This window comes from Shewanella sp. Isolate8 (genome assembly GCF_022398495.1).
Lineage (GTDB): Bacteria > Pseudomonadota > Gammaproteobacteria > Enterobacterales > Shewanellaceae > Shewanella > Shewanella aquimarina.
In genome coordinates this window covers 249,367-276,009 of sequence record NZ_JAKEVI010000004.1, presented here as the reverse complement: position 1 = coordinate 276,009, position 26,643 = coordinate 249,367, and the positions used below count along the sequence as shown (strand labels likewise).

Genomic DNA, 26,643 nt, shown 5'->3' with positions numbered 1-26,643 from the left:
CGGAAGAATGACGGCCATAGGGAAATGACACAGCGAAGTAAGCATGAAAAACAAACCAGTTAGTCTCACATTATCACTCGTGGCAGCCGCCGTTGCCGCCAGCCCTCTGGTCATGGCCGAGGAAGTAAAACACGAACCCATCTTAGATGTAGCTGAGGTCATAGTGATCACAGGCGAGAAGCCGACGCCGCTACAGCAGACCACCAGCAGCTGGACCATCAGCGCCGATGAGATTCAGGCCATGGGTGCCCAGAGCCTAGACCAGATATTAAAGAATGCCCCCGGTGTCTATGTGCGTACTGGCGGTCAGGGCACGCCCAGGGTCGATGTGCGTGGCTTCAAGGCCCGCCATGTCATCTATCTGATCAACGGTGTGCCGGCCAATGGCGCCGAAGATGGTCAGTTCGACCCTAGCGTGGTACCCGCCAGCCAGATCGCCTCGGTCACAGTTTCCATGGGGCCAACCTCTGTGCTCTACGGTCCAGGCGGCGCGGGCGGCGTGATCAACATTCGCACTAAGCAGGGCGCCGACGTGCCAGGTTTCTCCGGCCATCTCGAGGGCAGTGAAAATGATACCTTCAACGGCGACGTGACTGTTGCTGGCTCTGGCGAGCGTTGGCAGGGGCTGGTTTCGCTGTCGCGTCAGCAGACAGATGGCTGGCCCGTGTCTGGCGATCAGCCCGATACCGAGCTGCAGCAGGGCGATACCCGCTTCAACAGCGACAAGACCATCGATAACCTGTTTGCCCAGGGCAGCTACTGGCTGTCGGACAATACTCAGTTGATGGCAAACCTTAGCCTACGCAGCGGCGATTGGGGCAAACCTACCGTCGACGGTACCACCAACGGCAAGACGAGATTTGAACGCGTCGATGACTACGACGCCCACACGGTGCAGCTGGGCTTGGCCCATAGATTTAACGAGCTGCTGACCCTGAGGGGCTTTATCTATCAGAATCAGTCGGACGTGCTGGAAAACCGTTATCTGGATGACAGCTTTGTCGGTGTGCAGCAAAGCCTGGATGGCCGCTCTGTGGTGAGCGGCGGTAATGTGCAGCTGATCGCCGACTTCGATGAGGGCCACCTGTTGACCGGCGCCCTGATCGCCGAGCATCAGAGCTGGGAGTCAGAGAGCAAGAAGATAGAGACTAGCGATGCTGGTAGCGGATCAGGCAGCGGCTCTGGTTCAGGATCTGGATCAGGGAGTGGTTCAGGAACCGGCGGCGGTTCGGGCTCTGGGACTGGCGGTGGTAGCGGTTCGGGCGGTGGCTCAGGTTCTGGTAGCGGCGGCGGAAACGGTTCGGGTGGCGGTAATGGCTCTGGCGGCGCCGAGTCATTCGACGATTCCTCTTGGCTCTACACCCTGGCGGCGGAATATCAGTATCAGCAGGACAGCGTCGGTGCCAGCCTGGGCGGCGCCCTACATGAGCAACAACGTGTGCGCGAAGATGAGTCCGACTACTCGGCGCAGGCTTCCGCCTACTGGCAGGCTGCAGAGGCCACTCGCCTCAACCTAGGTGTGGCCCGCAAGGTACGTTTTCCTTCGATGCGCAACCTCTATTCGCTCTCGTCGGGCAACCAGGATCTCGAGTCTGAGACCTCTAAGCACCTGGAGCTGAGTCTGGCGCAGGGGCTGGGCAGCAACACAGATCTGAGTCTGGCGGCCTACTACACGGATGCGGAAAACTATATCGCCAAGGATGTCGATGGCATCTATCAGAACATGGGGCGTTATCAGTTCAAGGGGGTCGACTTCCTGGTGCGCGATCAGAGCATCGACAACCTGTCGCTGAGCTTCGGCTACAGCTTCCTCGACAGCGAAGACAAGGATGCTGCGCCAGGGCTGGATACCTTAGAGTACCGTCCGCGCCATCAATTCAGGCTACAGGCGGACTATGAGTTTAGCTTTGCCACCCGCATCAACCTGAATATTGAGCATATCATGGGGCAGGTGTATCACACCGAGGAGAAGGTTGCCGGCCAGAAACAGCAGGTGGAGAAGTCGCTGGATGATTACACACTGGTGGATCTCAAGTTGAGCCATCCTATTGCCGGTGACGCGTTATCTGTCTACCTCAGGGCCGCCAACCTGCTCGATGAGCGCTACTATCAGAGCGAAGGCTTGCCTCAGGCGGGCCGTCAGGTGTTCCTAGGTGTGAACTGGCAGCTATAGGTATAAACCATGGCCCTGGTGCGACTCAGTCAGATCCATTTTAACTTCCAGACAGCGGCGCAGCCGCTGTTTGAGGATCTCAATCTGACCATAGCTCCCGGCGAGTGTCATCTTATTCACGGCTATACCGGCTGTGGTAAGTCGACCCTGCTCAAGCTCTTGCTGGGGATCCTGGAGCGCCCCTGGGAGGGGGAGCGGGAGATAGCCGATGGGGCCACCCTTGGGGTGGTGATGCAGGACCCCAATGTGCAGCTGCTGCGCCAGACCCTGGGGGCCGAGGTGGCCTTTGCCCTCGAAAACCTAGGGGTCGCCAGCCATGAGATGTTGCTGCAGGTGCGTTCGGCGCTGCGGCGGGTCGGCCTCTACATCAGCCTGGACACGCCGATCACCAGCCTCTCGCTGGGTCAGCGCTATCGTCTGATGATCGCCGCCCAGCTAGTGCTCGAGCCGGATCTACTCTTGCTGGATGAGCCTTGGGCCCAGCTGGACGATCAGGGTGTGCAGGAGCTGGCGGCCGTACTAACCCAGCTCAGGCAGCAGGGGGTTGCCCTGTTGATCGTCGAGCACCATCAGGGTGTCTTCAAGGATCTAGTGACCCACAGATGGCAGTTAAGCCAGGGTCAGCTGCAGGCGTTATCGGCGCAAGAGGTGGATACGAGTCCCGAGCAGGTGTGTTGGCGCGAGTCGCCCTGCTGGCCTCAGGGAAGTGCCGTCATCGACAGCCATGGTTTTACCCTGGCATTTCGAGAGCGTCAGAAGCTGTTCGATGCCGAGTCCCTGCTGCTCTTTCCCGGTGAGATTGCGGCGCTGGTGGGCGACAATGGCTGCGGCAAGAGCACACTGCTCAAGAGTCTGGCGGGTATCCAGGCGGGCATAGATCCCTTAGGCATCAAGGTGTTTGGTCAGCGTCCCAAGTTGGGACGCTTCGGCGCCGATCTGGCCTTGCTGCACCAGAGACCGAGTCGGCAACTGTTTGAAAATACCGTGATCGAGGAGATGCAGTTTAGCCTCAAGCGTTACGGTCTGCCGCTGGATAGGGCCATCGCCCTGCTGGGACAACTCGGGCTGACCACCTTGGCGCGACACTCGCCCCATACGCTCTCTTACGGCCAGCAGCATCTGATCGCCTTGGCGTCGCTCGCCTGTCTCAGGCCCAAGCTGCTGCTGTTAGACGACCCCTTCGCCGGGCTCGATGCCCACTTCACCGACAAGATAGTGGCGCTGCTGATGGAGCTGAGCCGTCAGGGCACCGCCCTGGTGATCGCCAGCCACAGGCCGATTGCGGCGCTGCCGGTGGACCGCCTCTGGCGGGTGGCGGATGGGCGTCTCGAGACTCTCTCGGCCTCGCCACAGGCGTATTCACGTGTGGGCTAGACGCGGCGTACGTGCGCCTGGAGTGCGCCGTGCTAAACGCCACTTCGCGGTCAACGACACCCGCTGGTGCGCGCTCGCTATCTTGCTCGCACTGGGGCTCTCCAGTTGCGCCTTCCTCTTGCCCCTGTCATGGCTGCATTACCTGGGCCTGGCGAACTTGCTGTTGCTGATACAGGGTCGTTACCTGGGCGGTCGGCTCAGGGGGCTGCTGGTGATCTTCACCAGTCAGTTGGCGATAACCAGCCTGCTCTATCTGCTGCTGCACGGGCTCGAGCGTCTGCCCGAGGGGATTATCGCCGTCTGCCGCATCTTGATGGCCATGATCCCCGGCTGGTGGCTGTCGGTGGCCTGCTCGCCCCAGCGTATCGGCGAGGTACTCAGCTTCTGTCTGCCCCACAAGTGGGCCTTCGTGTTGGCCGCCTGCTTCGGCATCTTGCCTTATCTGGGGCAGGAGACGCGGGAGATCTATCAGATGCAGGTAATGCGCGGCGCCAACATTCGCCTCAAGTCGTTGTGGCGACCCAAGCATTGGCGTGAGCTGATCTACTGCGTGCTCTATCCGCTGCTGATCCAGCTGTTAAAACTATCCAAGCAGATGGCCACCGCGGCCAGGCTGCGCCAGTTTGGTCGTCATCCCAAGCCGACCCACTGGCCCTATTAGTGAGAACCAAGCGTATGAACAATAAAGGATTCAACCTAAATGACGCCCTGTTTATCGGCTTCTGTGCCACCCTGCTGGTGGCGCTGAAGGGGATGCTGAGGCTGAAGCTGGGGCTGTCGGGACATTCCATGTTCCTGATGAGCTTCTTCTACTTAATTTGCTATGGTGCCGTGGGTAAACGCGGTGCCATCAGCCTGTGTGGCCTGCTGGCGGGCATGATGGCTATGACCCTGGGCGTCGGCAAGGGCGGTCCCTTCCTGCTGGTGAAGTTTGGCCTGCCGGCCATCGCCATGGATATCTGTCTGCTGCTTCTGCCCAGCCTGCTGGCGCTCAAGTGGCGCTGCATCATACTGGCGCTGGTGGGCACCCTGGCCTGGGCCAGCAAGGGCCTGATCGAGGGGCTGTTGGTGGGTCTGAGTCCACAAGTCGTGGCGCTGCAATTTGGTAAGAGTCTGGTGTTTGGCAGCTTCTTCGCCTTGCTGGCGGCCTTGCTCGTTCCACCCGTGTTGGAGCGGCTACGCAGCCACGATCTGATAGATAGAGAGGAGATTTAAGCATGGTGAGAGCATCTGGGTTGAGATCTTGGTTGGTGTGTATCGACGATACCGACGATATTGGCACTAAGGGAACCGGGGAGATCGCCGAGGAGATAGCCCAGCTACTGAGCGATAATCACCTGAGTCGCTGCGCATTCGTCACCCGTCATCAGCTATACGTGCATCCGGATATCCCCTATACCTCACACAACAGCGCCATGTGTTTTCAGGTGCGTACCACTAAGTCTCAGGATGAGATCTTAGCAATAGCCGTGGCCCATCTGCGTAGCGAGAGCGCCGCGGCCGCCGATCCCGGCATCGCCCTGCTGGATCTGCACAGCCCGTTTGAGCAGGCTCCCCTCATCGCCTTCGGCGAGCAGGCCAAGGAGGAGGTGAAAACCAAGGCGCAAGCCTACGCCCTGGCCGAGCAGCTTGGCATACATCTGAGCGAACATGGCGGTACGGGGCAGGGGGTGATTGGCGCCTTAGCCGGCCTGGGGCTGAGGTTGCAGGGCAACGATGGTCGCATCAAGGGGCAGTTTAAGATGCCCGGGCTAGAGGCGGGCGAGGTGTCGCTCTCGGTTGGTGAGGCGATCGAGCTGACCGGCGTCGACCGTGTGCTCAGCGATAGCGGCGAGCAGCTCTGCTTCAAGACCCCTCTCTACCTGTCGGGCAAGGTGAAGGCTGTCTATCGGGATCATCAGGTCTCCCTGCTGGTGTATCAGGATCAGGGCCGCTGGCGCAACGCCCTCAAGCAGCAGCTGAAACACTATTAGCGGCCCACTGCTAAGTCGATGAGGAATAGCATGCAGCAAGCATTTGAACTACGTCAGGGGCGATGGCAACTGACCCTAGATGGGGAGGAGTATGGCGCCTCGCGGCAACTGGCGGCCGGGTGCGACGGCTTCATCGCCGACGATGAAGATGAGCAGGTGGATGATATCGAGCGTTCCTGCGTCAATTGTGCCCGTCGTCGTTGGTTGATCGACGCCATCGAGTGTACCTTCTTGTAGCAGTATATTAGTCTTTGCTTTACAAAAACTTGCCTCATTTTCGGGGCCGGAAAATAGGGATAAATCGGCATTCAACCTGGAACTATCCTCACCGGCCTCTGGCGTTCTGCCGCGCCTAGGCATACTATAATTTCCTCCTATCACAGTGTTTTCACAGGCAATCGCACCGAAGCTAAGGGATTTAGACTAGGCTAAAAAGGAGCGGATGCGAAAACCGGGTGATTTTTTGGGAAAGCGGTATGACCGAAAGCGTGAACGAAAAAGCGGATGTTATGAAGGTGCCGGTGCCAAACTTGGCGCTGGGCATGTATGTTGCGGCTATCGATCATCAGGGAAGAGTCAATATCACCAATCCGGGACAGATTAAAGATCGACAAGCCATAGATAAGCTGGTGCGTAACGGTATCGAGTATGTCTGGGTCGACGTAGAAAGGTCGGCGCCAGAGTGTGGACTCAGGCCGAAACAAGAGCCAGAGAAGATAATACGGCTGACCCGGGATCAGTCCCAGGAGAAGGCCAAACGCCTGATGAGCGAGGCGAAAGATCTGGTCAAGAAGGTCTTGTCCGAGACCTTCGAGGGTAAGGCGGTCAAGGTAGAGCCTTTCGAGGCACTGGCGGACAAGATGCTCGAATCTGTCATGCTCGATGCCGACGCCTTCAAGTGTATCTCGGCCCTGCGCTCCAAAGATGCCTATCTGTTGGAACACTCCATCAATGTGGCCTTCCTCCTGGTGACCTTCGGTCGCTACCTCAAGCTCAAGCGTAGCGTGCTCAAACAGTTAGCGGTGGGTGGCATCTTGCACGATATCGGCAAGGTGCGCGTCAATAATCGCATTCTGCACAAGCCGGGGCGTCTGACGCCGGAAGAGTTTGAGCATATGAAGCTGCATCAGGTCTATGCCCAGGAGATCCTGGCCGAGACAGAGGATCTGTCGCAGATCAGCCGCGATGTCTGTCTGATGCACCACGAGAAGCTCGATGGCAAGGGTTACCCCAATGGCCTCAAGGGGGAGGAGCTCTCCCTCCATGGTCGCATGAGCTGTATCGTGGATATCTTCGACGCCCTGACTGCGACCCGTTGCTACAAGGAGGCGATGAGCCCGGCCGCGGCCTTTAAGATCTTGCTCAGCCTGACCCCCTTCCACTTGGACGAGAGGCTGGTGTATGAGTTTATCCGTTGTGTCGGTGTCTATCCGGTTGGCTCCCTGGTGCAGCTCTCCGATGGCAGGGTGGGAATCGTCTGGGAGGCGAAAGACAGAGACGCCCTACACCCGGTGATCAAGACCTTCTATTCGGTGAAGCACAAGCATTACACCGAGGTGGCTATGGTGGATCTGCTTAAATCGGAGTTGCATATCGAGCGCGGCGTGTCGCCCAGCAGCCTGGATGTGGACCCAAGCCCCTTCTACTGAGTTAGCCTGCAACAGGCATCAAGATTTCAAGGATTTTGCGTGCTGGCTAGCAGAAGTCCAATGCCGTGCTGTATGGCGCGCCGTGGGCGGATACACTGGCGCCAATCTATTACTGAAATTGGCTTAAGTCATCGATGAACAGAAGAGAATTTATCCTGGCCGGCGGCGCGCTTCTCGCCGCGGGTCTCTCCCCCAAGCTAATTGCCGCGAGTCCTACTCACAATTCTGTCAAAGACCAAGATCAAACCCAGGCACTTGATCAAACCCAAGCACCGCTCAAGGTGTTGGCTCTGGTGTTTGATGACTATGAAACCTTAGATCTGCATGGTCCCATCGAGATGCTGGGGCATCTGCCTAGCGTCGATATCACCCTGATCGGTCCTAAGTCTATCGTGCGCAGTTACCAGGGGCCGAGAGTGGTTGCCGACAGGCTGCTCGATGATGTGGTCGAGTGCGATCTCCTATTGATCCCCGGCGGCATGGGGACGCGCAAGTTGGTGGACGATACCCGTTTGTTAGATTGGCTGACACGTCAGGTGCAGGTGTCTAAGAAGGTGTTCTCCGTCTGTACCGGTGCGGCCCTACTGGCTAAGGCGGATCTGCTTAATGGCGTCAGCGCCACCACCAACAAGATGGCCTATGCCTGGGTGACGGGATTAAACGATAAGGTGATCTGGCAGCCTAGCGCCCGCTGGGTGGACGATGGCCGTTTCTTGACCTCGTCAGGCGTGTCGGCCGGCACAGACGCGGCGCTCTTCTATATCGCGCAGCAGTTTGGTGAGGCCCAGGCGAGGAAGATAGAGGTGCTTACCGAATATCAGTGGAACAGTGATGCCGACAAGGATCCCTACGCCGTCATAAGTTAGTCAATTTAGTCCTTAGCCGATTCAGCTATTTGTTAGTAAAAACGGGTATTTGCTGAGATTTCGGCGGCAATAAATAATAGCCACTTAATCATTTCGCCAAACTCTTTCGTTAAACTTAAAGGAGGCAAAGATGAAAAAGTGGCTAGTGCTTTTGTGTTGTGCCTTCCTGTTGGCGTCCTGGCTCACCACGGGACTCGCTCGCTCCCTGGTGGAGCTGGCGGCCTTTATTACCATAGTGACCCTAGTGTGGCGCTACAGCGTTTCAGCTAAAGTTGACGATGTAGAGCAGAGAACCCGCGCCGATAATCAGCCAGAGCAGTAATCCCAGGGTCATCGGCCGCATTCCTGCCTGGCGCATCTTGCCTATGGTGATCCCCGCGCCAATCATAAACAGGCAGAGCACCAACACACGTTTAGACAGGGCAAAGATGCCGTCATAGAGAACCTGCCCCTGGGGCACAAAGTGCGCCAGCAGTATCGCCAGACAGTAGAAGAGAATAAAGAAGGGCACGGCGACCTTGCGTCGATTGCCCCCGAAGGCCATGGCGCTGACCAGTGCCACGGGCACTATCCACAGGGCTCTGGCCAGTTTGAGCGTGGTGGCGGTGCGCAGCGCCTCATCACCATAGGCCGAGGCGGCACCGACCACCGACGAGGTGTCGTGGATGGCGATGGCGCTCCACACCCCAAAATGATACTGACTCAGCTGCAGCAGATGCCCGAGTGCGGGAAACAGAAACAGTGCGATGGAGTTGAGCACGAACACGGTCGCCAGGGCGATGGCCGTGTCATGGCTGTCGGCCTTGATGGCAGGGGCGACGGCGGCGATGGCGCTACCGCCACAGATGGCCGTACCCGAGGCGATCATATGGCTCAGCTTGGCATCGACTCTCAGCAGCCTGCCCAGCACAGTGCCCAGTAGCAGGGTAAAGATGATGGAGCCTAAGATCAGCCCGATATTTTGGCTGCTGGCACTGATGGCCGCATCAAGCTGAATGCCGAAACCGAGGCCGATAATGGCGTAGGCCAGCAGCTTCTTGGTCAGGGCGCCGATATCCAGCTGCTGGGGCACCAGCCCCAGGCTGGCCAGGGTGAAGCCTATCACCAGGGCGATGGGCGAGGAGATCACCGGCGTCAGACAGAGGGCGCCGGCGAGAAAGAAGATCGCCTGAGCGGGGGGAAATGGCCACTTTTGAAACAATGCTTTCATCGAGTCTATATCTTGTTTAACCGGGTTGGCAGAATAAGGCCTGCCAACCTTCTATCGAATTCGGGCTGTTTTACCACAGATTCGGTATTTTTAATCTTACCTGTGTCGGGTTTCGCCCAGCTCGGCTAGGTTTTCAAGCCCAGCTAAGTCCAACTAAGTCCAACCAAACCCAACTAAGGCCCAGTTAAGCTCAGTCAGGCTAGCTCAGCAGGAGCAGGCTACCCAGTCCGAGGAAGATGAAGAAGCCTACCACATCTGTGACTGTGGTGAGGATCACCGAGCCCGCTACCGCAGGGTCGATTCGCATCTGCTTGAGCAAGAAAGGGATCACAGTACCCGACGAGGCCGCTGCCAGGCTGTTGAACACAATCGCCACGAAGATGATGCCCCCTAGCGCCAGAGAGGAGAACCACCAACTCACCACCACGCCGATCAGCGCGCCCAGCAGCACGCCGTTGAAGGCGGCAATCTTGAGCTCCTTGTCCAGCAGCATGGTCAGGTTGCTGCGTTTCAAGTGGTTAAGGGCAATACCGCGCAGCGCCACCGCCAGGGTCTGACTACCCGCGATGCCGCCCATGCTGGCCACCACTGGCATCAGAATCGCCAGCGCCACCACCTGCTGCAAGGCGTCGCCGAACAGGCCGATCACCCAGGAGGCGAGGAAGGCGGTTAGCAGGTTAGTCGTGAGCCAGATGGCGCGCATGCGCGCCGCCACGCCGACCGGGGTAAAGAGGTCTTCCTCATCCTGAGGCGTCTCAGACACCAGTACCTCCAGGCTTCGCTCCTTGAGGCGGTGCATCAGGGTCGACAGGGCGACGGCGCCGATGATCTTGCCCTCTTTCTCAACCGGCACCCAGGCGAACCCCGCCACAGGATTGAACTGCTGCGCCACCTTAGTGATGTCCTGCTCGTCGCCTATGATCTCGAGCTCGGTGAGGCATTCGGCCAATGGGGTGGCGGGATCGGTACGATAGAGTTGCTCCAGTGTGCAGCCACCATGAAACTGCCCCTCGGCATCCACACCATAGACGGCCACATATTCCCGCTGTTTCTGCTTATTTATTCTCTCCAACACCCGGCCAACCGTGGCGGTTGGGCGCGAGCGTAAGATATCGTTGTTGAGATAACGGCCGACCGCCTCATCCTGGTAGCTCAGCGCCTGTTGCATCTGCTCCGTGGTGAGGGCTTCTTGCTGATCCAGATAGTCTTCGACTATGTCGCTGGGCAGAATCTCGGCGAAGGTGAGGATATCTATCTCTGAGATACGCCGTGCCAGTCCCTGTAGCTGCTCGGGGCTGAGCAGATCTAAGACGTGGCGGGCGGTTTCATAGTGCAGCAGGTGCAATATGGGCCAGCCGCGATCAATTGGGATCTTACGGCAGATGGGCGAACGATACTGGTCGCTCACCGACTCCAGCAGGTCGGCCAGGTCGGCATCGGAATAGTCGCTGATAAAGCCGAGGGAGGGTAGCTCCTCCGCCTCGGGATGGCTGACAATGTCGATGACGCGGGCGAGTAGGTCGTCTCTGGCCGCTTGATCTGTGGGTGGTATGGGGTCTGGCATTGTCATAGGGGATGTCCTTGGTTGAGCTTGGGGGACAGTGTAAGGGAAAGCCCTTAACTAAACCATTGAAAGCCTGCATTTTACATTGCCACAGGCAGAGCCAGTGCCTGCCTTAGCAAGCACTGCAACAGACGGTTAGCCGTTGATGAGAAAACTCTCCGACGGGTCCACCAGAACGCGATCGCCCATCGCCTCTCTGCCCAGCAGCATCAGATAGGTCATGTCCTGGCGATTACTCAGGGTCAGCTCTATGGGCCACTCATGCTCTCCCAGCTTGAGTGTGGTCTCAATCACGCAGCGCTGCTCCACCTCGCCGTTGGACGACTTGATGCGGCGGGAGTCATGCACAGGTGCTTTACAGTGGACGATTTGGTCTAAGTCGTACACATCCGGATGCAGGTCGAAGGCGACATAGGGACGCCCCCCCACCTTGATCCGCTTGAGGTTATCCACATGCAGGGCCGAGGTCTTGGCGCCCGTGTCGATGCGTACATGCAGATCCTTGATGCCCAGATCCGGCAGATCGCATGCCTCTAAGTTGCCTATGATGATCTTGTTCATCGCTCTTTGTCCCTCAATCTCGCTTAATGCCTCTTCATGCCTCTTCATGCCTTAGATGGTTTGGGTGGTCAGCGGCATTATCTGATCGTTCATTATCTCAATATGTTCGGCCACCTCGTCGGCGGCGCTGCCAAAGTAGGCCACGTGGAACATGGCATCACCCTCCAGTACCAGGGGGATATTCTGCTTGCCGATGACGATGCCCGCGCGGTTGGATACCACGCTCTGGATCAGCTCGCCCAGTGGGCTGTTGATCTCCGCCAGCACCTCGCCCTTCTCCACATAGCTGCCTAGCTTAACAAATTCGCACACGAAGCCACTGGCCGAGGCGCGAGTCCAGTCGCTGCGGTTGGCGATGAAGGGGGCTATCTTCTTGCGCTGCCTGCGCTTGCGGATCAGCCCCAGCGCCGACAGCACGTTGAGAATCCCCCGCTCGCCGGTCTGAATCGACAGCTCGTCGAATCTGAGTGCCTGACCTGCCTCATACAACAGCACCCTGGTGCCCTTGTTAACCGCCGACTCCCGCAGCGAGCCATCACGCACGTTGGCGTTAAGCAGCACAGGCACACCGAAGGCCTGGGCCAGGGCCAGAGTCTGCTCGTCATCCAGATTGGCGCGGATCTGCGGCAGGTTAGATCTGTGGATCGCCCCGGTGTGCAGGTCGATACCATAGTCGCAGTGCTGCACTATGCTGTCTAAGAAGGTATGCGCCACCCGCCCCGCCAGTGAGCCCTTGGGCGAACCGGGAAAACAGCGGTTAAGGTCGCGCCTGTCGGGCATATAACGGCTCTGGTTCAGCACCCCATAAACATTGACCATAGGCACCAAGATCAGCGTGCCCTTGAGCAGCTTAAGCTTGCTCTGGATCAGGCGACGGATGATCTCTATGCCATTGAGTTCATCGCCATGCACCGCGGCGCTGACAAACACCTTGGGGCCATCCTTCTTGGCCCGGATCACATGGACAGGAATTGAGACCTGAGTGTCAGTGTAGAGGCTGGCAACGGGCAGCTCGAGCTGGTGCTCGGTGCCGGGTTGAATATCGACCCCTGCTATGGTCAGTGCTGAATTCATTTAGCCTTTTCCGCGAGTTCTGTTGGCGTTGGGTTTCGCCTTTTTCTCAATAAATTCATAGATCAGCCCGGCCACATCCTTGCCGGTCGCCTGTTCTATCCCTTCCAGGCCTGGCGAGGAGTTGACCTCCATCACCACAGGACCATTGTTGGATTGCAAGATATCCACACCACACAGGTTGAGCCCCATCGCCTTGGCGGCGTTGAGGGCCGTTGCCCGCTCATCTTTCGACAGGCGCACCAGCTGGGCCACGCCGCCGCGGTGTAAATTAGAGCGAAACTCGCCTTCGGCCGCCTGACGCTTCATGGCCGCCACTACCTTATCACCCACCACGAAGCAGCGAATATCGGCGCCGCCTGCCTCTTTGATGAACTCCTGCACCAATATGTTGGCCTTGAGACCCATGAAGGCCTCGATCACGCTCTCGGCCGCCTTATTGGTTTCGGCCAATACTACGCCTATGCCTTGTGTGCCTTCCAGCAGCTTGATCACCAGGGGGGCGCCGCCCACATTCTTGATCAAATCCTGGATCTTGTCGGGCTTGCTGGCAAATCCGGTGCGCGGCAGGCCAATGCCCTTGCGTGACAGCAGCTGCAGGGATCTCAGCTTATCGCGAGAGCGGCTGATGGCCACCGACTCGTTGACGCAGAAGGTGCCCATCATCTCGAACTGGCGCACCACGGCCGTGCCGTAGAAGGTGATCGACGAGCCGATACGTGGGATCACGGCATCATATTTAGGCAACACCTTACCCATGTAACGCACGGTCGGGTTGCTGCTGGTGATATCCATGTAGCAGTGCAGCGTGTCTATGATATCCACCTCGTGGCCGCGCGCTTCGCCGGCTTCTTTCAGGCGCATGGTAGAGTATAAGTTCTCGTTGCGAGACAAGATTGCAATACGCATGTCTACATTCCTTAGTGGTAAAACAAAAAATTAATGCTTTCAAATTCAAAATGATTGCTGGCCTCATGGCGAACAATCTAGGTCGACGGCGCGAGGGGTCGCGTTGGCAAAAGATCACCTAAGCGCGGCCTGCCGCCAACGGAATAACTCAACTGGTTTAACTATAGCCATAATTGAGTAGTACCGCGGCGGAACGGTCTTTTTTCCTTGGATATCATTCGATTGCCAGAGGTCTTCCATCGCCTGTTTAGGGCGCGACCTTATTGATAAACCCCAGCGGAGAAAAGCTAATTTTTTTTGTCGTGACCACAAGGGATTTTGTTGCTGAACCCAAGGCTCGGCAGGAGTGTTATCTATGCTGGATTTGACTCACTTTGCAGAGCCGCGCAAGTCACACTTTTGGCTTATGTTCGGTGATTGCTTGCTAGGAGTAGACTAAGGCTGGCGTGAAGGAAAAGGCTGATAGGGCTGCTCACTATCCTGTTAATTTGATAATCCGCTTTGCGTATTGCGTCGCATATAAGGACTTGGATTATCGTGTTGCTTATTTAATGGGAAGCATTGCAGGTCTCGCTCTTTCCTTTAATTAAGCGGGTCTCGTTTTGTTTTGGGTTGTTCGCTTTTTCTTGTTGTGAAATGCCATTATTGATATAAATTTCAGACGGTTAAAGAATTTGTCGCGATGTACGTTAGGTGGTAATGATTTACATAGACGACATTCTCGCTAATAAGCGTTAGGTTAATTTTTGGGAAATCAAATTGAATCAAAGTAAGATAAACCCTGAAAAATTAACGAAGCCAATCCAGCTTTTAGCTGCTTGGTTAGTTGGTTTATTATCCATTAGTAGTTCATTTTTGATTGCAGCTACCAATATTGAAACTGTTTGGCAATCTGGTCTTTTGGTTATCGCTGCGGTTGTAAATGTTCCTTTGTTTTTGTCTGCGGTTTTTTTGTTGCAAACGAAGTTTCGTCCAGAGCTACAAGAGGATTCTTATTACTCAAGCTATTTAAGCAATAAGACAAATGCAGTAATCAAAGTGAGTAAATCGGAAGTTCAGTTCCACGAGTTAACCGCCAAAATTGAGAAGTTAGAGAAGTTAGTCACTATCGAGAGCCTTAAAGAGAGTGAAGGTAGTGCTTCTGACACTGCTTTATCTAATGTATTAGTTGGCGTCAACACGCATCTTGCTGACAGTGATGACATTAAGTCTGTATTGGCAAAAAACTCAGTTCTTGGGGTTTCAAGGTTTGGTCCTCCAGATATGCCATTAACTGGACGCGTAATGTCTATATCAATTTACTTGCCTAAAGATATTCAAAACAAGCTAATTGACTTGTGTAAGGAAATTGGGATGGATGGGTATAACTTCTTTGATAACGCAGAAGAGCAAACGCGTGAAGACGTACTAATTGGTTCCTATGGCGCTATGGAGTACGAGGTAACAAATTAACCTAGCAAAGCGTTCAAGAGGGACAGCCAACGCGTGGCATTTTTATTATGCGTTGGTTTGTGTGATTACGATGTTATGCTGAAGCTTGGAAGCAGCGTTGGCTGCCCCTTAACGCGGCGTTAGCCGATATTTCCACAAGATGAGCGCCAATTCTCATCGCGTAGCATTAAATAAGGCCAGACATATGTCTGGCCTTTTGCTGTTCTCTCAATCAAGCAACGAGCTGATTAACGCATAGTTACGAACTCTTCGGCGCCTGTGGGGTGGATGGCGACGACGGCGTCGAAGTCGGCCTTGGTGGCACCCATCTTGATGGCGACGCCGAAGCCTTGCAGTATCTCATCCATGCCGTAGCCGATGCCGTGAATGCCCACGACCTTCTCCTCTTTACCGGCGCACACCAGCTTCATCTTGCAGGCCTGACGGTGAGCGGTAACTGCCGTGTACATAGAGGTGAAGCCTGAGTTATAAACCTTGACGTTCTCCTCGCCATATTGGGCGATCGCCTCTGGCTCGGTGAGGCCCATGGTACCGATTGCCGGGTGGCTGAACACCACGGTTGGCACTAGGCTGTAATCCATCTTGGCTTCTGTCATGCCGTTAAACAGACGCTCCGACAGCAGGCGACCGGCTTTTACCGCAACCGGGGTAAGCTCTATGCCGCCTTCTATGATGTCGCCGACGCAGTAGATGCCCTTGGCTGTGGTGTTTTGCTGTGCATCGACCACCACATAACCCTTGTCGTTGAGCTTAACGTCTGTATTTTCCAGGCCGATCTTGTCGGTGGATGGACGACGGCCGATGGCCCAGATTAGGGTGTCGACCTCATAGCTTTCGCCATTTTCCAGCTTAAGGGTCAGTGAGCCGTCGGCGTTCTTGGTCACAGACTCTGGAATGCTGTGGGTGTGCAGGCTAGGGCCGTCTGTGGCCATAGACTCCATCAGGGCTTCGCTCAGCATAGGGTCGAAGCTGCGCAGCGGCGCATGCTTACGCACAAACAGGTGAGTTTCGCTGCCCAAGGCATGGAGTACACCCGCCAGCTCGACGGCGATATAGCCAGCGCCGACAACGGCCACACGCTTAGGCTGCTCGTTGAGGGCGAAGAAGCCGTCTGAGTCGATACCATATTCGGCGCCCGGAATGTTTGGAATGGTGGGGGTGCCGCCGGTGGCGATCAGGATATGGTCGGCGCTGTAGTGCTCGCCGTTGACCTCTATGGTGTTGTTGTCGACGAAGCGGCCATAGCCGCGCACCAAGGTGACACCATTGCTGTCCAGGCCACGGTCGTAGGCGCCGTGGATACGCTCGATGTAGGCTTCGCGGCTCTCGACCAGCTTGCTCCAATCGAATTTGTTGACCGATACGTCGAAGCCATAGTCTTTGGCGTACAGGTGCATGGCCTCGGCGACTTGGGCGCCATACCACATGACTTTCTTAGGGACGCAGCCAACGTTAACGCAGGTGCCGCCCAGCGCCTTGGCTTCGATCAGCAGTACCTTGGCACCGCGCATGGCCGCACGGTTGGCCGAGGCGATCCCGCCGCTGCCGGCGCCTAAACAGATATAGTCAAAATGTTGAGCCATCTTTTTCTCCAAATTCGACGGATTGCATATGGGGGTCATTGTAGGGGTAAAGCGACAAGCAAACCAGAGGTGTGTGCGCCCTTTAGCAATAGACCCGCGTCAGGGCGTATGACTTTCAAATGCGTTTGGCGTTAGCGCCGATATTGGCATCTGTGGTGATCGCTCTGGCTTGGCCCTTCGGCGCCGCACTTCATGCAGACCCATTCGCTCTGGCGGGCGCGTAGCTCCTTATCCTGGTAGCCGTACTGGTGTTTCTGTTGCCGCTTGAGGCTGTTTTCAAGATGCGACATGCGTTTGTCCAGCCAGCGGCAGCTGGGGTCGTCGGCCACATGCTGGCGGCTGGCAAGCTGCTGTTTGCGGCTCGGCGTTTTGCGGTTTTGTTTTTTGCTGCGTTTGCTCTTGGATTTTGAGGGCGATTTCTTATCTCGGCGCGACTTGGGCTGCGCATGGCTGGCGCGATAGTTAAGGGCGCCGGTGGGATTGTCTGGGATGGCGAGTGGATTACCTTCGCTATCCAGCGCACCGTCGACGGGCAGGGTCATAGTCTCGTGGAGGACAGTCTCTTGCGTGAGCGGCGTGTCCTTATCTTTGGCCTCTGCGGTACAGCTGAATAGCAGCGAGAGCGCGATGGCGTTTAAGGTGAAATAGGTAAGCGTTCGATAGTGGCCAGACATTCCGTGTCCTCCGAGTCAGGGCTAGCACTCCTTGCTAGCCTTAGGTAAAGCTAGTTCATGGCGAGCCAGCTTTCAATGAAGGACACGGTTTGGGCTGTCGGCTAAAGCCTAGAAGCTAATGCCTAGAAACTAAAGGTGAGGTGCAGGCCCGCATAGGTGTTGTTGAGGCTACCCTTGGCGTCTGGGTTTTCCTGCTTAATATCTTCCTGGGCTAGGGTGCGGCTCAGGTGGCCAGAGAGCACAAGGCGATTGGCTAGCTGATATTGGGCCTCTACACCAAACTGAAAATGGTTAGGGCCATCGTGTTCTTCGGTCGCATACTGGAAGTCAAACGCCTGGGTGACATAGGGTGTCAGTGTCAGTCTGTCTGAGACTGGCCATTCGCTGTGCAGGCTGGCCTCGACAAAGTAACCGCCCGCCTCGGTGGAGTAGGTGTAGCTCAGCGAAGGGGTTAGCCAGGTGATGCCAGTGTATTCCAGGGTGGCAAACAGTTCGTTGTCGCCGCAGCGCTCATCGCCGTAGGACTCGATGCGCTGATAACCCAGGGCGGCACTTAGCTTGTCGCCCAGCTCGAAGCCATATTCCAGCCCCATGTTCCACTCGATATAGTATTGGCTATCACCACGACCGACTGTGGTAAACAGGGTGAGATCGTCGACTTGTACGGCGGCCGTCGCCCAGTAGATGCCACCCTTGTCTAAGTTGTTGCGTCCCTCTGAGATATATTTTGAGTCCCAACCCAGGTCGAGGATGACATTGGTATCCGGGCCTTCGGCGTGACTGATGATGTTGTTGATATGCGAGTCATCGACTGTACCCGGAATTGGTTCGTCGGTGGCGTTGGCTGTGCCGGCTAGTATGAGGCCGACTATACAAGAATGAGAGAGCAGTCTGTTCATGGGAGTAACATTGAAAGCTGTTGGAATCGTTACGGATGATAATGGGTCAAATATTAAACATAAATGATAATTGGTCGCATTTGCGATCCGCTTGGCAATATCGACAATGTAAATATCTAGTCATTACCGCCTTGCTTTAGATCAAAGTTTTCCATCTAGGTCATTGCTAGGTGCTCACTTCTAGGTGTTAAAACCTAGGTCTTAAGCATTATTCTCGGCCTGCAAGTTTTCCAAAGATGCTTGAATAGTCGCGGCGCCGCCCATATGTACTCTCAATACCCAAAGATTGACGAGGACACCAGATGAGTAACCCTTTGCTAAGCGGCAGTGAATTACCGCCATTTTCGCAAATTAAACCCGAGCATATTCAGCCAGCCGTCGAGCAGGGGATTGCCAATTGTCGCCAGAAGATCGATGAGGTGCTCGCCAGTGGAGGTCCCTACACCTGGGATAATCTGATCGCACCGCTCGAGCAGGTGGATGACGAACTGAGCCAGATCTGGTCGCCCGTGTCGCACATGAACTCTGTGCTCAGCACTGATGAGTGGCGCGCTGCCCACGATGCCTGCCTGCCGCTCTTGTCTGAATATGGTACCTATGTGGGTCAGCATCAGGGGCTGTATCAGGCCTACAAGGCGCTGAAGGAGTCCGATGAATTTGCCAAGCTGAGCCAGGCGCAACAGACGAGTATTGAGCATAGCCTGCGCGATTTCGAGCTGTCGGGCATAGGATTGAACGATGAAGATAAACAAATTTATGGAAAATTGGTTAAACGTTTATCTGAGTTAACCAGTAGCTTCTCTAATCAGCTGCTGGATGCCACTCAGGCCTGGACTAAGCTGATAACCGACGCCGAGGATCTGGCCGGTTTGCCCGAGTCAGCCATTGCCGCGGCTAAGGCGATGGCCGAGGCCAAAGAGCTGCAAGGCTGGTTGTTCACCCTGGACTTCCCTTCTTATCTGCCCGTGATGACCTACAGCGACAATCGTCAGTTGCGCGAGGAGTGCTACCGAGCCTTCGTCACCCGCGCCTCGGATCAGGGCCCTAACGCCGGTGAGTTTGATAACGGCCCCTTAATGGATGAGATCTTAGATCTGCGCCATCAGCTGGCTAAACTGCTTGGCTTCGACAGCTTCGCCCACAAGTCATTGGCGACCAAGATGGCCGAGACGCCGCAGCAGGTGCTGGATTTCCTCAACGAGCTGGCGGCCCGCTCTAAGCAGCAGGGTCAAAACGAGCTGGCCGAGTTGACTGCATTTGCCGAGAAAGAGTTTGGCGTGACCGAGCTGGCGCCTTGGGATCTCAGCTACTATGCCGAGAAGCTCAAGCACCACAGATATGAGATCTCCCAGGAGCTGCTGCGCCCGTATTTCCCTGAAGATCGTGTGCTGTCGGGCCTCTTCTATACGGTGTCTCGTCTGTTTGACCTGACCATAGAGGAGCAGGAGCATTTCGACAGCTGGCATAAAGATGTGCGCTTCTTCCATATCAAAGACGCCGAGGGTGAGCACAGAGGCAGCTTCTACCTGGATCTCTATGCCCGCGAGGGTAAGCGCGGCGGCGCCTGGATGGACGATTGCCGGGTGCGTCGACAAACCGCCAAGGGCCTGCAGAAGCCGGTGGCTTACCTGACCTGTAACTTTAACGCCCCTGTCAGCGGCAAGCCTGCGCTGTTTACCCACGATGAGGTGACGACGCTGTTCCACGAGTTTGGCCACGGCATACATCATATGCTGACCAAGATAGATGTGGCGGGCGTCTCTGGCATCAATGGTGTGCCCTGGGATGCGGTGGAGCTGCCGAGCCAATTCATGGAAAACTGGTGCTTCGAGGAGGAGGCGCTGGCGGAGATCTCGGGCCATTTCGAGACCCATGAACCCCTGCCGAAGGCGATGTTAGACAAGATGCTGGCGGCGAAGAATTTCCAGTCGGGCATGATGATGTTGCGTCAGCTGGAGTTTTCGCTGTTCGACTTCCGCCTGCATCTGGAATATGACCCGGCCGAGGGTGCCCACATTCAGGCTAAGTTGGATGAGGTGAGAGATCAGGTTGCCGTGGTCAAGGCCGCCGACTTTAATCGTTTCCAGCACAGCTTTGCCCATATTTTTGCCGGTGGTTACGCCGCGGGTTACTACAGCTACAAGTGGGCCGAGGTATTGTCGGCCGATGCCTTCTCTCGCTTCGAGGAGGAGGGGATCTTTAATGCCGAGACCGGACGCAGCTTCCTAGAAAACATCCTCGAGATGGGCGGCAGCCTGGAGCCGATGGAGCTATTTAAGCGTTTCAGAGGCCGTGAGCCACAGATCGACGCCCTGCTGAGACACTCGGGCATTCAAGGCTAATGCTTTTCTGATTAGTCTAAATCGGTACTAAAAGGCCAACCCTATGTTAAGGGTTGGCCTTTTTTATGGGCTAGAGTTTGGTATTAATAAGCGCCCGCGCTGTAGGTTAGCTCATAGCTGTGGCTGTAGATCTCTAGGATGTTGCCGAAGGGATCTTCCATGTAGATCATGCGGTAAGGCTTCTCGCCTGGATAGTAGTAGCGAGGGGCCTTCATGCGCTTCTTACCACCTGCGGCGACAATCTTCTCCACTAGGCCTTCGAGATCCGGGTCTTGTACGCTGAAGTGGAATACGCCCGTCTTCCAATATTCGAAGTTATCCTCAGGGTTTTGCTGATTGGCAAACTGAAACAGCTCGACGCCTATCTTGTCGCCGGTGGCCAGATGCGCGATACGGAACGATCCCCAGTCGGCACCGAAGACGTCGGTACACATCTCGCCGATTGGGCTGTCATCTTCCACAATCTCGGTGGGTTTCATGATGAGATACCAGCCTAACACCTCGGTGTAAAATTTGACGGCTGCCTCGAGATCCGGCACCGAAATACCTATGTGAGAAAAGGTTCTTGGGTAAGTTGTGTTGTTCATACTGTGCTCCTGTTGGTGAGTTGGGTATAGATTACAAATCACACAGAATTATGTAAAATTATCAAAATTTATAATTTTGAGTACAAATTGTGATGATTAATCCCGTCTGGTTGCGCAGCTTCTGCACCCTGGTGGAGCTGGGCCATTTCACCCGCACCGCCGAGCGCCTGCATATGACTCAATCCGGCGTCAGTCAGCATGTGCGTAAGCTCGAAGAGCAGTTCGATACTCAGCTGCTGCTCAGAGAGGGCAAGAAGTTTTCCCTGACCCACGCCGGGCGTCAGCTATACCAGCAGGGGCAGGCGATACTGCAATCCTTGGCTCAGCTTGAGCAGGGGATCAAGCAAGACCCGCCCTTTGCCGGAGAGGTACGCCTGATCTCCCCCGGCAGCGTCGGCCTCAAGCTGTATGGCGAGCTGCTTGAGCTGCAATGCGCGCACCCTGAGTTGTCGCTGGATTATCGTTTCGCCTCCAACGCCGGAGTCGAGAGCGCCATCGCCGCGATGGAGGCCGATATCGGCCTGATGACTCGCCAGCCAGAGCTTACCGAGGTACAGGCCGAGCCGATCGCCAAGGAGCCGCTGCTTCTGGTCACGCCCGCGAGCCAGGAGACTGTGTCCTGGGAGGCGCTACAGCAGATGGGTTTTTTCGATCATCCCGACGGTGCTCATCATGCCAAGCTGCTGTTGGGCGCTAATTATCCAGAGTTTGAACATAGTGATCAGCTGCCTAATCGGGGTTTCTCTAATCAGATAGGCTTGATTCTCGAGCCCGTGAGTCGTGGACTGGGCTTTACCGTCTTGCCGGCCTATGCGGTGGAGGCCTTTGCCCGTCAGGAGCTGATAAGGGCGCATCGGCTGCCCAATGCTGTCAGCGAGCCTATTTATCTCTGCCGTCGACGACGGTCGGTATTGGCGAAGCGGGTGGAGTCGGTACGAGAAGTGATTAAGGCCAGCCTGGCCTAGCAAAATGAGCGAGGCCGATGGTTTCACCGGCCTCGCAACTTTTCTTACGGCGTGTAGTAGGTGGCGGCGCCCGGACCGACCGGCAGCCCGAGGGCGAACACCCAGATGAAGAAGAAGCAGGTCCAACCGATAAAGAAGACGATAGAGTAAGGCAACATGGTGGCGACCAGCGTGCCTATGCCCAGGTGCTTCTTATACTGGGAGGCCACCGCCAGGATCAGGCCGAAATAGCTCATCATTGGGGTGATTAGGTTGGTGACCGAGTCGCCGATTCGGTAGGCTGCCTGAATCGTCTCTGGCGCATAGCCGACCAACATCAGCATGGGCACGAAGATAGGCGCCGTTACCGCCCACTGCGCCGAGGCGCTGCCCAGCATCAGGTTGATGAAACCACACATCATGATAAACAGCAGGAACACCAGCGGCCCCGTGAGCCCTATGGCATTGAGGGCGTCGGCCCCTGCTACCGCCAGCACGGCGCCCAGGTTAGTCCACTTGAAGAAGGCGACAAACTGCGAGGCAAAGAACACCAGCACGATATACATGCCCATGGTACTCATGCTGTGGGACATGGCGTCGATCACGTCTTTATCCCGCTTCATGGTGCCCACCACCTTGCCGTAGACCAGGCCGGGAATGGCGAAACAGATGAAGATGAAGGCGACTATCCCCTTGAGGAAGGGCGAACCGGCAACCAGCCCCGTCTCAGGGTGACGCAGCGGCGCATTCTCCGGCACCACAGAGAGCGCCAGGATGCCGCCTAATATCAGGATGGAGAGACCGGCCATCTTGAGGCCCTTGATCTCCAGCGGCGTGACGCTATCCATCTTCTGACTATGCAGATCTATGCTGGCCTCGGTGGGGTCGTACTTGCCCAGCTTGGGCTCGACTATCTTCTCCGTGACTAGGGCGCCCAGTAGGGTAATGACGAAGGTGGAGGCAAACATGAAGTACCAGTTCACCTCTGGGCCAACTAAATAGTCGGGGTCGATCATCTGCGCCGCCGCCTCGGTGATGCCCGACAATAGCGGGTCGACCGTGCCCAGCAGCAGGTTGGCGCTATAGCCGCCTGAGACACCGGCGAAGGCCGCCGCCAGACCCGCCAGGGGGTGACGCCCCAGAGAGTGGAAGATCAGTGCGGCCATGGGGATCAACACTACATAGCCCAGCTCGGCCGCCGTGTTGGAGACGATACCGGCGAAGACTACTGTCAGCGTGACCAGACGCTTTGAGGCGCCCATGACCAGGGTGCGCATGGCCGCCGACAGCAGCCCGGAGCGGTCGGCGATGCCAACCCCAAGTAGGGCCACCAATACAGTGCCCAGGGGAGTAAAGCCGGTGAAGTTGGTCACCAGGTTGGAGACTATCATCCTCAGGCCTTCGGCGTTCATCAGGCTAACCACGTGGATCAGGCCATCTTCGCCACGTCCCGCCGCGCCGACCGGACGGGGATCGTTGACCGTCAGCTCGAAATAACCCGCGATGCCACTGATCACTATCACGGCGGCGCAAAATAGGGCGAAGAGGGTGATGGGATGGGGTAGGAGGTTCCCCAAATGTTCGACCAGGTTGAGAAAGCGGACGAAGAGGCCGTTCTTGGTCGTCGAGGGGGCTGGGGGCTGGTTGGCCACCAGACCCTCTTCTTTATTGGAGCTCATGGTGTTTCCTTCATCTTGGACATCTGGGTGCCCTTATATATCTGCTCGCCAAACGGCGTAGTGTTAGCCACCCATGATGAAGGAGTTGCTTTAACTGAAGCTTAATTTGGGGCAAATCGCCCGTTTGCGTTGGGGTGCAGAGGGTGAACAATAGGCAAAAAAAAGCCCGGCTTAGGGGGTAAGCGGGCCGATATTAAGATGATGATTGAACCAAAGCCCAACTAGGGAAGATGGGTTGCCTCTTGGTTGACTAAGATATTAGCCCAAGTTAGCTGTATGAAGACTGAACAGATAACGCGTTGAGACAGGAGGGGAAACGAGCGTCGTTTCCCGTTCTGCTCGCCATGATGAGACTGGTTAATCTCTGCGCAACCAGCTCGGTAGGGTTAAGGGGGCTAAGGTGGTTGTTTATTAAATATCCGCCTGATTGCGCTATTTTTGTCCTAAGATGTCGCTTCATGCAGATGATGCCTGTCTTTATGACTGGACTATGATGAGGTGATTGTGTTGGTTTGGTTTTTATTTGTCTTTATTGTATTGTTTTATATGGGTATTTATCTTGGTTTTTCTGGTGTCTTGTTGTTTCGTCTAACTAGCGGTAAAACATCATGGACTTAGGTGAAAAAGATATTTTTGCGGCAAATAATGGCGTCATTATTTTCATTTAGGCTGAAAACAGATGAATATAGCAGCAATGAGCCGGTGAAAACGCCATAGATAAATTGCTGGAAATCATCGCGAAAATCGGTGAAGCTGGTGCGTTAACTAACGAGATATAAGAATAACTATAGGGAAGGAACTCAAAGATGGAAGGTTTGTTATTAGGCCTTGGCCTAGTCGTTATTATCACCTACCTCTGGTATGTCAGCCTGATCAAGAAGCGTAACGTGGTGCGTGAAGCCTTGTCGGGTATCGATGTGCAGCTGAAGAAGCGCGCCAATCTGGTGCCCAATATTCTTAAGATTGCACAGAAATTTATGGATCACGAGAAGTCGCTGCTTACCGAGATCACCGCGCTGCGTGCTCAGGTGACTGCGGGCTATGATCTGAACGATGCCGATGCCATCAAGGAGCATTTGGGATTGGCCGGGCAGCTCAACAGCAAGATGGGCCAGCTGATGGTAAGCGTCGAGAACTACCCCGAGCTTAAGTCAGACAAGAGCATGGTGCAGGCGATGACCACCTACAGCGAGGTCGAGGAGCATATCTCGGCGGCGAGACGTTTCTACAACTCGGCCGTGTCTGAACTCAATACCGCGGTGGAGATCTTCCCCGGTTCCATTATCGCCTCCATGGCCAAGGTTAAGGTGATGCCTTTCTACGAAGCCGATGAAGCGTCGAAGACGCCGATCGATGCATCCGACTACCTGAAGTAAAGCGGGTTCTGATTCCATGAACCCGATCAGTTTTATCCTCGGGGCGCCGATTAAGGCCCTGCGTCAACCGCAGCGCCTGCGGGCGGACCCCGAGGAGTTGGTACAATTTAAGGCTTATTATGAAGAACATATCGAGCCGCTCACCCGTAAATTTGAAAACCACAGGGTCGCCAGCCTCAAGGCGCTGCGCGGGCGTATCTATACCAGCTTAGGGATCCTCCTCGGTCTGGCGCTGCTGATCTTTATCTTTAGTATGTCCGGTTACCTGGATATCCCTTGGGTCTTCTTCATTGTGCTGTGTCTCCCCTTTGGCTGGTGGAGTTATCGCCCCCTGAAGCGTTATAAAAGCGATGTGAAGCGCGAGGTGTTCCCCAAGATCTTCCGTTACTTCGGCCATGACTTTATCTTCAGTACCAGCCACAGCATGAGCCTGACTCAGCTCAAGCGCTCTAAGCTGCTGCCTGGCTATGACAATGCTAAGTTTGATGACTATGTGCAAGGCACCTACAAAGGGGTCGAGATCGCCATCAACGAGCTGTGTTTGACCAAGCAGGTCAAGCGTGAGAAGAGTACAGAGACAGAGACCGTGTTTCGCGGCGTCATGGTGCAGCTCAGCAGCCATAAGGCATTTAAGGGGCATACCGTGGTGGTGAAGAATCGCGGCGGCCTGGTGAATTTTCTCTCCAGCAGCTTTAAGCGCCTGAGCCGGGTTAAGCTGGAAGACCCGAGATTCGAGAAGCAGTTTGACGTGTTTTCAAGCGATCAGATCGAGGCGCGTTACCTGCTCACGGTCGGTTTCATGGAGCGTCTCCAGTCACTGGCCAACCTGTTTTCCGGTAAGATCCAGTGCGCCTTCTATGAAGACAAGTTATTGATCATGTTGCAGAGTGGCGATAACCGCTTCGAGATGGGTTCCATCTTTAACGGCGCTACCTTCGAGTACGAGTTTAGCCAAATTAACCGTGAGATGAAGCAGCTGTTTGCTATGATTGAAGTACTCAAACTCGACCAAGACATTGGATTTTAATGCCTGCTGCCGCGCCCCGCACTCTACATTTTCCCCTAAAGCTGGTCTGTCTTGGGCTCGGCCTGCTGCTATGCCAGCAGCTTGCTGTGGCGCAATCGGAAAAGCCGCGCTACAAGGCGAGCTACTCTAAGCATGGCATCTTAAACAGGGGCGATGCCCCGCGCCCTAGCGAGACGGGCGATAGCAAGATCAAAGTTTATCAATACACCCAGGCCAACGGCGTGGTGGCCTTTGCCGACCATGCCCCGGGCGACAGGGATTTCAGGGTGCTGTCGTATGAGTGCTATGCCTGTAAACCCGACTCGACTCTCGACTGGCAGAAGATGCCGCTGTTTAGCGCGGAATATGATGAGCTAATCTCAAGAGCTGCTAAGGCGCATCATCTAGATCCCGCGCTGATCCGCGCCGTGATCCATGCCGAATCCGCCTTTAATGTGTTTGCCCTGTCCCGTAGCGGTGCCATGGGGCTGATGCAGCTGATGCCAGATACCGCCAAGGCGATGGGAGTGAAGAACCCCTACCGCCCCGAGCAGAATATCGACGGCGGCGCTCGCTACTTAGCCAAGATGCTGGCAAGGTTCGATGGCAATATCGATCTGGCCTGCGCCGCCTATAATGCCGGCCCTACCACAGTGACTCAGTACAAGGGGATCCCGCCCTATCCGGAGACCCAGGCCTATGTGAAACGGGTCAAGATACTGATGAAGCGTTATCAGAAGCTGGGGTGATT

Annotated in this window: 25 protein-coding genes; 15 read left to right on the top strand and 10 right to left on the bottom strand. The window is 55.8% G+C overall.

All coding sequences use genetic code 11. The annotated features are described in order from the left end of the window. Positions 1-43 precede the first annotated feature (43 nt). The 9 genes from L1D43_RS17570 to L1D43_RS17530 all read left to right on the top strand — a co-directional run bounded on the left by L1D43_RS17570 (position 44) and on the right by L1D43_RS17530 (position 8,357). A complete protein-coding gene (locus L1D43_RS17570) occupies positions 44-2,173 on the top strand; it encodes a TonB-dependent receptor (RefSeq protein WP_239853696.1) in 2,130 nt (709 codons plus the stop codon). A gap of 9 nt (positions 2,174-2,182) precedes the next feature. Continuing rightward, entirely contained in the window at positions 2,183-3,547 is a 1,365-nt protein-coding gene (locus tag L1D43_RS17565) for an ATP-binding cassette domain-containing protein (protein ID WP_239853694.1), read from the top strand. Then, on the top strand, positions 3,537-4,208 hold the full coding sequence (locus tag L1D43_RS17560) for an energy-coupling factor transporter transmembrane component T (RefSeq protein WP_239853692.1): 672 nt from the start codon (positions 3,537-3,539) through the stop codon (positions 4,206-4,208). Before L1D43_RS17565 ends, L1D43_RS17560 begins: the two co-directional genes overlap by 11 nt. A 14-nt stretch (positions 4,209-4,222) precedes the next feature. Then, positions 4,223-4,762, top strand: coding sequence for a core component of ECF transporter (locus tag L1D43_RS17555; RefSeq protein ID WP_239853690.1), 540 nt, complete (start codon positions 4,223-4,225; stop codon positions 4,760-4,762). Between the two features lie 20 nt (positions 4,763-4,782). After that, a complete protein-coding gene (locus L1D43_RS17550) occupies positions 4,783-5,520 on the top strand; it encodes a DNA-binding protein (protein ID WP_239853786.1) in 738 nt (245 codons plus the stop codon). Positions 5,521-5,550: 30 nt separating this feature from the next. Further along, positions 5,551-5,757, top strand: a complete 207-nt coding sequence (locus tag L1D43_RS17545) for a hypothetical protein (protein WP_239853688.1) — start codon at positions 5,551-5,553, stop codon at positions 5,755-5,757. Positions 5,758-5,996: 239 nt separating this feature from the next. Beyond that, a complete protein-coding gene (locus L1D43_RS17540) occupies positions 5,997-7,169 on the top strand; it encodes an HD-GYP domain-containing protein (RefSeq protein WP_239853686.1) in 1,173 nt (390 codons plus the stop codon). A 134-nt stretch (positions 7,170-7,303) separates the two neighbouring features. Continuing rightward, complete coding sequence (locus tag L1D43_RS17535; RefSeq protein ID WP_239853675.1) at positions 7,304-8,035, top strand: DJ-1/PfpI family protein; 732 nt, start codon at positions 7,304-7,306, stop codon at positions 8,033-8,035. 130 nt (positions 8,036-8,165) lie between these two features. Then, the gene (locus tag L1D43_RS17530; protein ID WP_239853673.1) at positions 8,166-8,357 is read left to right on the top strand and encodes a hypothetical protein; all 192 of its coding nucleotides are present in this window, start codon (positions 8,166-8,168) and stop codon (positions 8,355-8,357) included. Here L1D43_RS17530 and L1D43_RS17525 read toward each other — a convergent pair. The 5 genes from L1D43_RS17525 to rimK all read right to left on the bottom strand — a co-directional run bounded on the left by L1D43_RS17525 (position 8,298) and on the right by rimK (position 13,350). After that, the gene (locus L1D43_RS17525) at positions 8,298-9,245 is read right to left on the bottom strand and encodes a putative sulfate exporter family transporter (RefSeq protein ID WP_239853672.1); all 948 of its coding nucleotides are present in this window, start codon (positions 9,243-9,245) and stop codon (positions 8,298-8,300) included. The genes L1D43_RS17530 and L1D43_RS17525 overlap by 60 nt on opposite strands. 199 nt (positions 9,246-9,444) lie before the next feature. Beyond that, positions 9,445-10,815 (bottom strand): magnesium transporter, encoded by a 1,371-nt coding sequence (locus L1D43_RS17520; protein WP_239853669.1) that lies wholly within the window; start codon positions 10,813-10,815, stop codon positions 9,445-9,447. A 129-nt stretch (positions 10,816-10,944) separates the two neighbouring features. Then, positions 10,945-11,370 (bottom strand): RimK/LysX family protein, encoded by a 426-nt coding sequence (locus L1D43_RS17515; protein ID WP_239853661.1) that lies wholly within the window; start codon positions 11,368-11,370, stop codon positions 10,945-10,947. 51 nt (positions 11,371-11,421) lie between these two features. Next, positions 11,422-12,444, bottom strand: coding sequence for a succinylglutamate desuccinylase/aspartoacylase family protein (locus tag L1D43_RS17510; RefSeq protein WP_041508784.1), 1,023 nt, complete (start codon positions 12,442-12,444; stop codon positions 11,422-11,424). After that, the gene (gene rimK, locus L1D43_RS17505) at positions 12,445-13,350 is read right to left on the bottom strand and encodes a 30S ribosomal protein S6--L-glutamate ligase (RefSeq protein ID WP_239853660.1); all 906 of its coding nucleotides are present in this window, start codon (positions 13,348-13,350) and stop codon (positions 12,445-12,447) included. A 759-nt stretch (positions 13,351-14,109) separates the two neighbouring features. On the opposite strand from rimK, the gene L1D43_RS17500 reads away from it, so the two are divergent. After that, the gene (locus L1D43_RS17500; RefSeq protein WP_239853659.1) at positions 14,110-14,802 is read left to right on the top strand and encodes a hypothetical protein; all 693 of its coding nucleotides are present in this window, start codon (positions 14,110-14,112) and stop codon (positions 14,800-14,802) included. A gap of 227 nt (positions 14,803-15,029) precedes the next feature. Here the strand turns inward: L1D43_RS17500 and gorA are convergent, their stop codons facing one another. The 3 genes from gorA to L1D43_RS17485 all read right to left on the bottom strand — a co-directional run bounded on the left by gorA (position 15,030) and on the right by L1D43_RS17485 (position 17,958). Continuing rightward, positions 15,030-16,385 (bottom strand): glutathione-disulfide reductase, encoded by a 1,356-nt coding sequence (gene gorA, locus L1D43_RS17495; RefSeq protein ID WP_239853658.1) that lies wholly within the window; start codon positions 16,383-16,385, stop codon positions 15,030-15,032. Positions 16,386-16,516: 131 nt separating this feature from the next. Beyond that, positions 16,517-17,059, bottom strand: a complete 543-nt coding sequence (locus L1D43_RS17490; protein WP_239853657.1) for a hypothetical protein — start codon at positions 17,057-17,059, stop codon at positions 16,517-16,519. A gap of 122 nt (positions 17,060-17,181) precedes the next feature. Beyond that, entirely contained in the window at positions 17,182-17,958 is a 777-nt protein-coding gene (locus L1D43_RS17485) for a hypothetical protein (protein WP_239853656.1), read from the bottom strand. Between the two features lie 302 nt (positions 17,959-18,260). On the opposite strand from L1D43_RS17485, the gene prlC reads away from it, so the two are divergent. Next, a complete protein-coding gene (prlC, locus tag L1D43_RS17480; RefSeq protein WP_239853651.1) occupies positions 18,261-20,300 on the top strand; it encodes an oligopeptidase A in 2,040 nt (679 codons plus the stop codon). 83 nt (positions 20,301-20,383) lie between these two features. Here prlC and L1D43_RS17475 read toward each other — a convergent pair whose 3' ends face one another. Continuing rightward, complete coding sequence (locus tag L1D43_RS17475) at positions 20,384-20,887, bottom strand: lactoylglutathione lyase family protein (protein WP_239853649.1); 504 nt, start codon at positions 20,885-20,887, stop codon at positions 20,384-20,386. Positions 20,888-20,979: 92 nt separating this feature from the next. On the opposite strand from L1D43_RS17475, the gene L1D43_RS17470 reads away from it, so the two are divergent. Further along, entirely contained in the window at positions 20,980-21,852 is an 873-nt protein-coding gene (locus L1D43_RS17470; protein ID WP_239853785.1) for a LysR family transcriptional regulator, read from the top strand. Between the two features lie 44 nt (positions 21,853-21,896). Here L1D43_RS17470 and L1D43_RS17465 read toward each other — a convergent pair whose 3' ends face one another. After that, positions 21,897-23,510 (bottom strand): AbgT family transporter, encoded by a 1,614-nt coding sequence (locus L1D43_RS17465; protein WP_239853647.1) that lies wholly within the window; start codon positions 23,508-23,510, stop codon positions 21,897-21,899. An 806-nt stretch (positions 23,511-24,316) separates the two neighbouring features. Between L1D43_RS17465 and L1D43_RS17460 the strand changes: the two genes are divergently transcribed. Genes L1D43_RS17460 through L1D43_RS17450 form a run of 3 tightly spaced genes read left to right on the top strand, consistent with a single transcriptional unit; the run spans position 24,317 to position 26,641 of the window. Continuing rightward, positions 24,317-24,886 carry a LemA family protein gene (locus L1D43_RS17460; RefSeq protein WP_239853646.1) on the top strand — a complete coding sequence of 190 codons (570 nt, stop codon included), beginning with the start codon at positions 24,317-24,319 and terminating at the stop codon, positions 24,884-24,886. Positions 24,887-24,902: 16 nt separating this feature from the next. Continuing rightward, complete coding sequence (locus L1D43_RS17455; RefSeq protein ID WP_239853644.1) at positions 24,903-25,913, top strand: DUF3137 domain-containing protein; 1,011 nt, start codon at positions 24,903-24,905, stop codon at positions 25,911-25,913. Next, positions 25,913-26,641, top strand: a complete 729-nt coding sequence (locus tag L1D43_RS17450) for a lytic transglycosylase domain-containing protein (RefSeq protein ID WP_239853642.1) — start codon at positions 25,913-25,915, stop codon at positions 26,639-26,641. The genes L1D43_RS17455 and L1D43_RS17450 overlap by 1 nt, the downstream gene beginning before the upstream one ends. Positions 26,642-26,643: the final 2 nt, after the last annotated feature.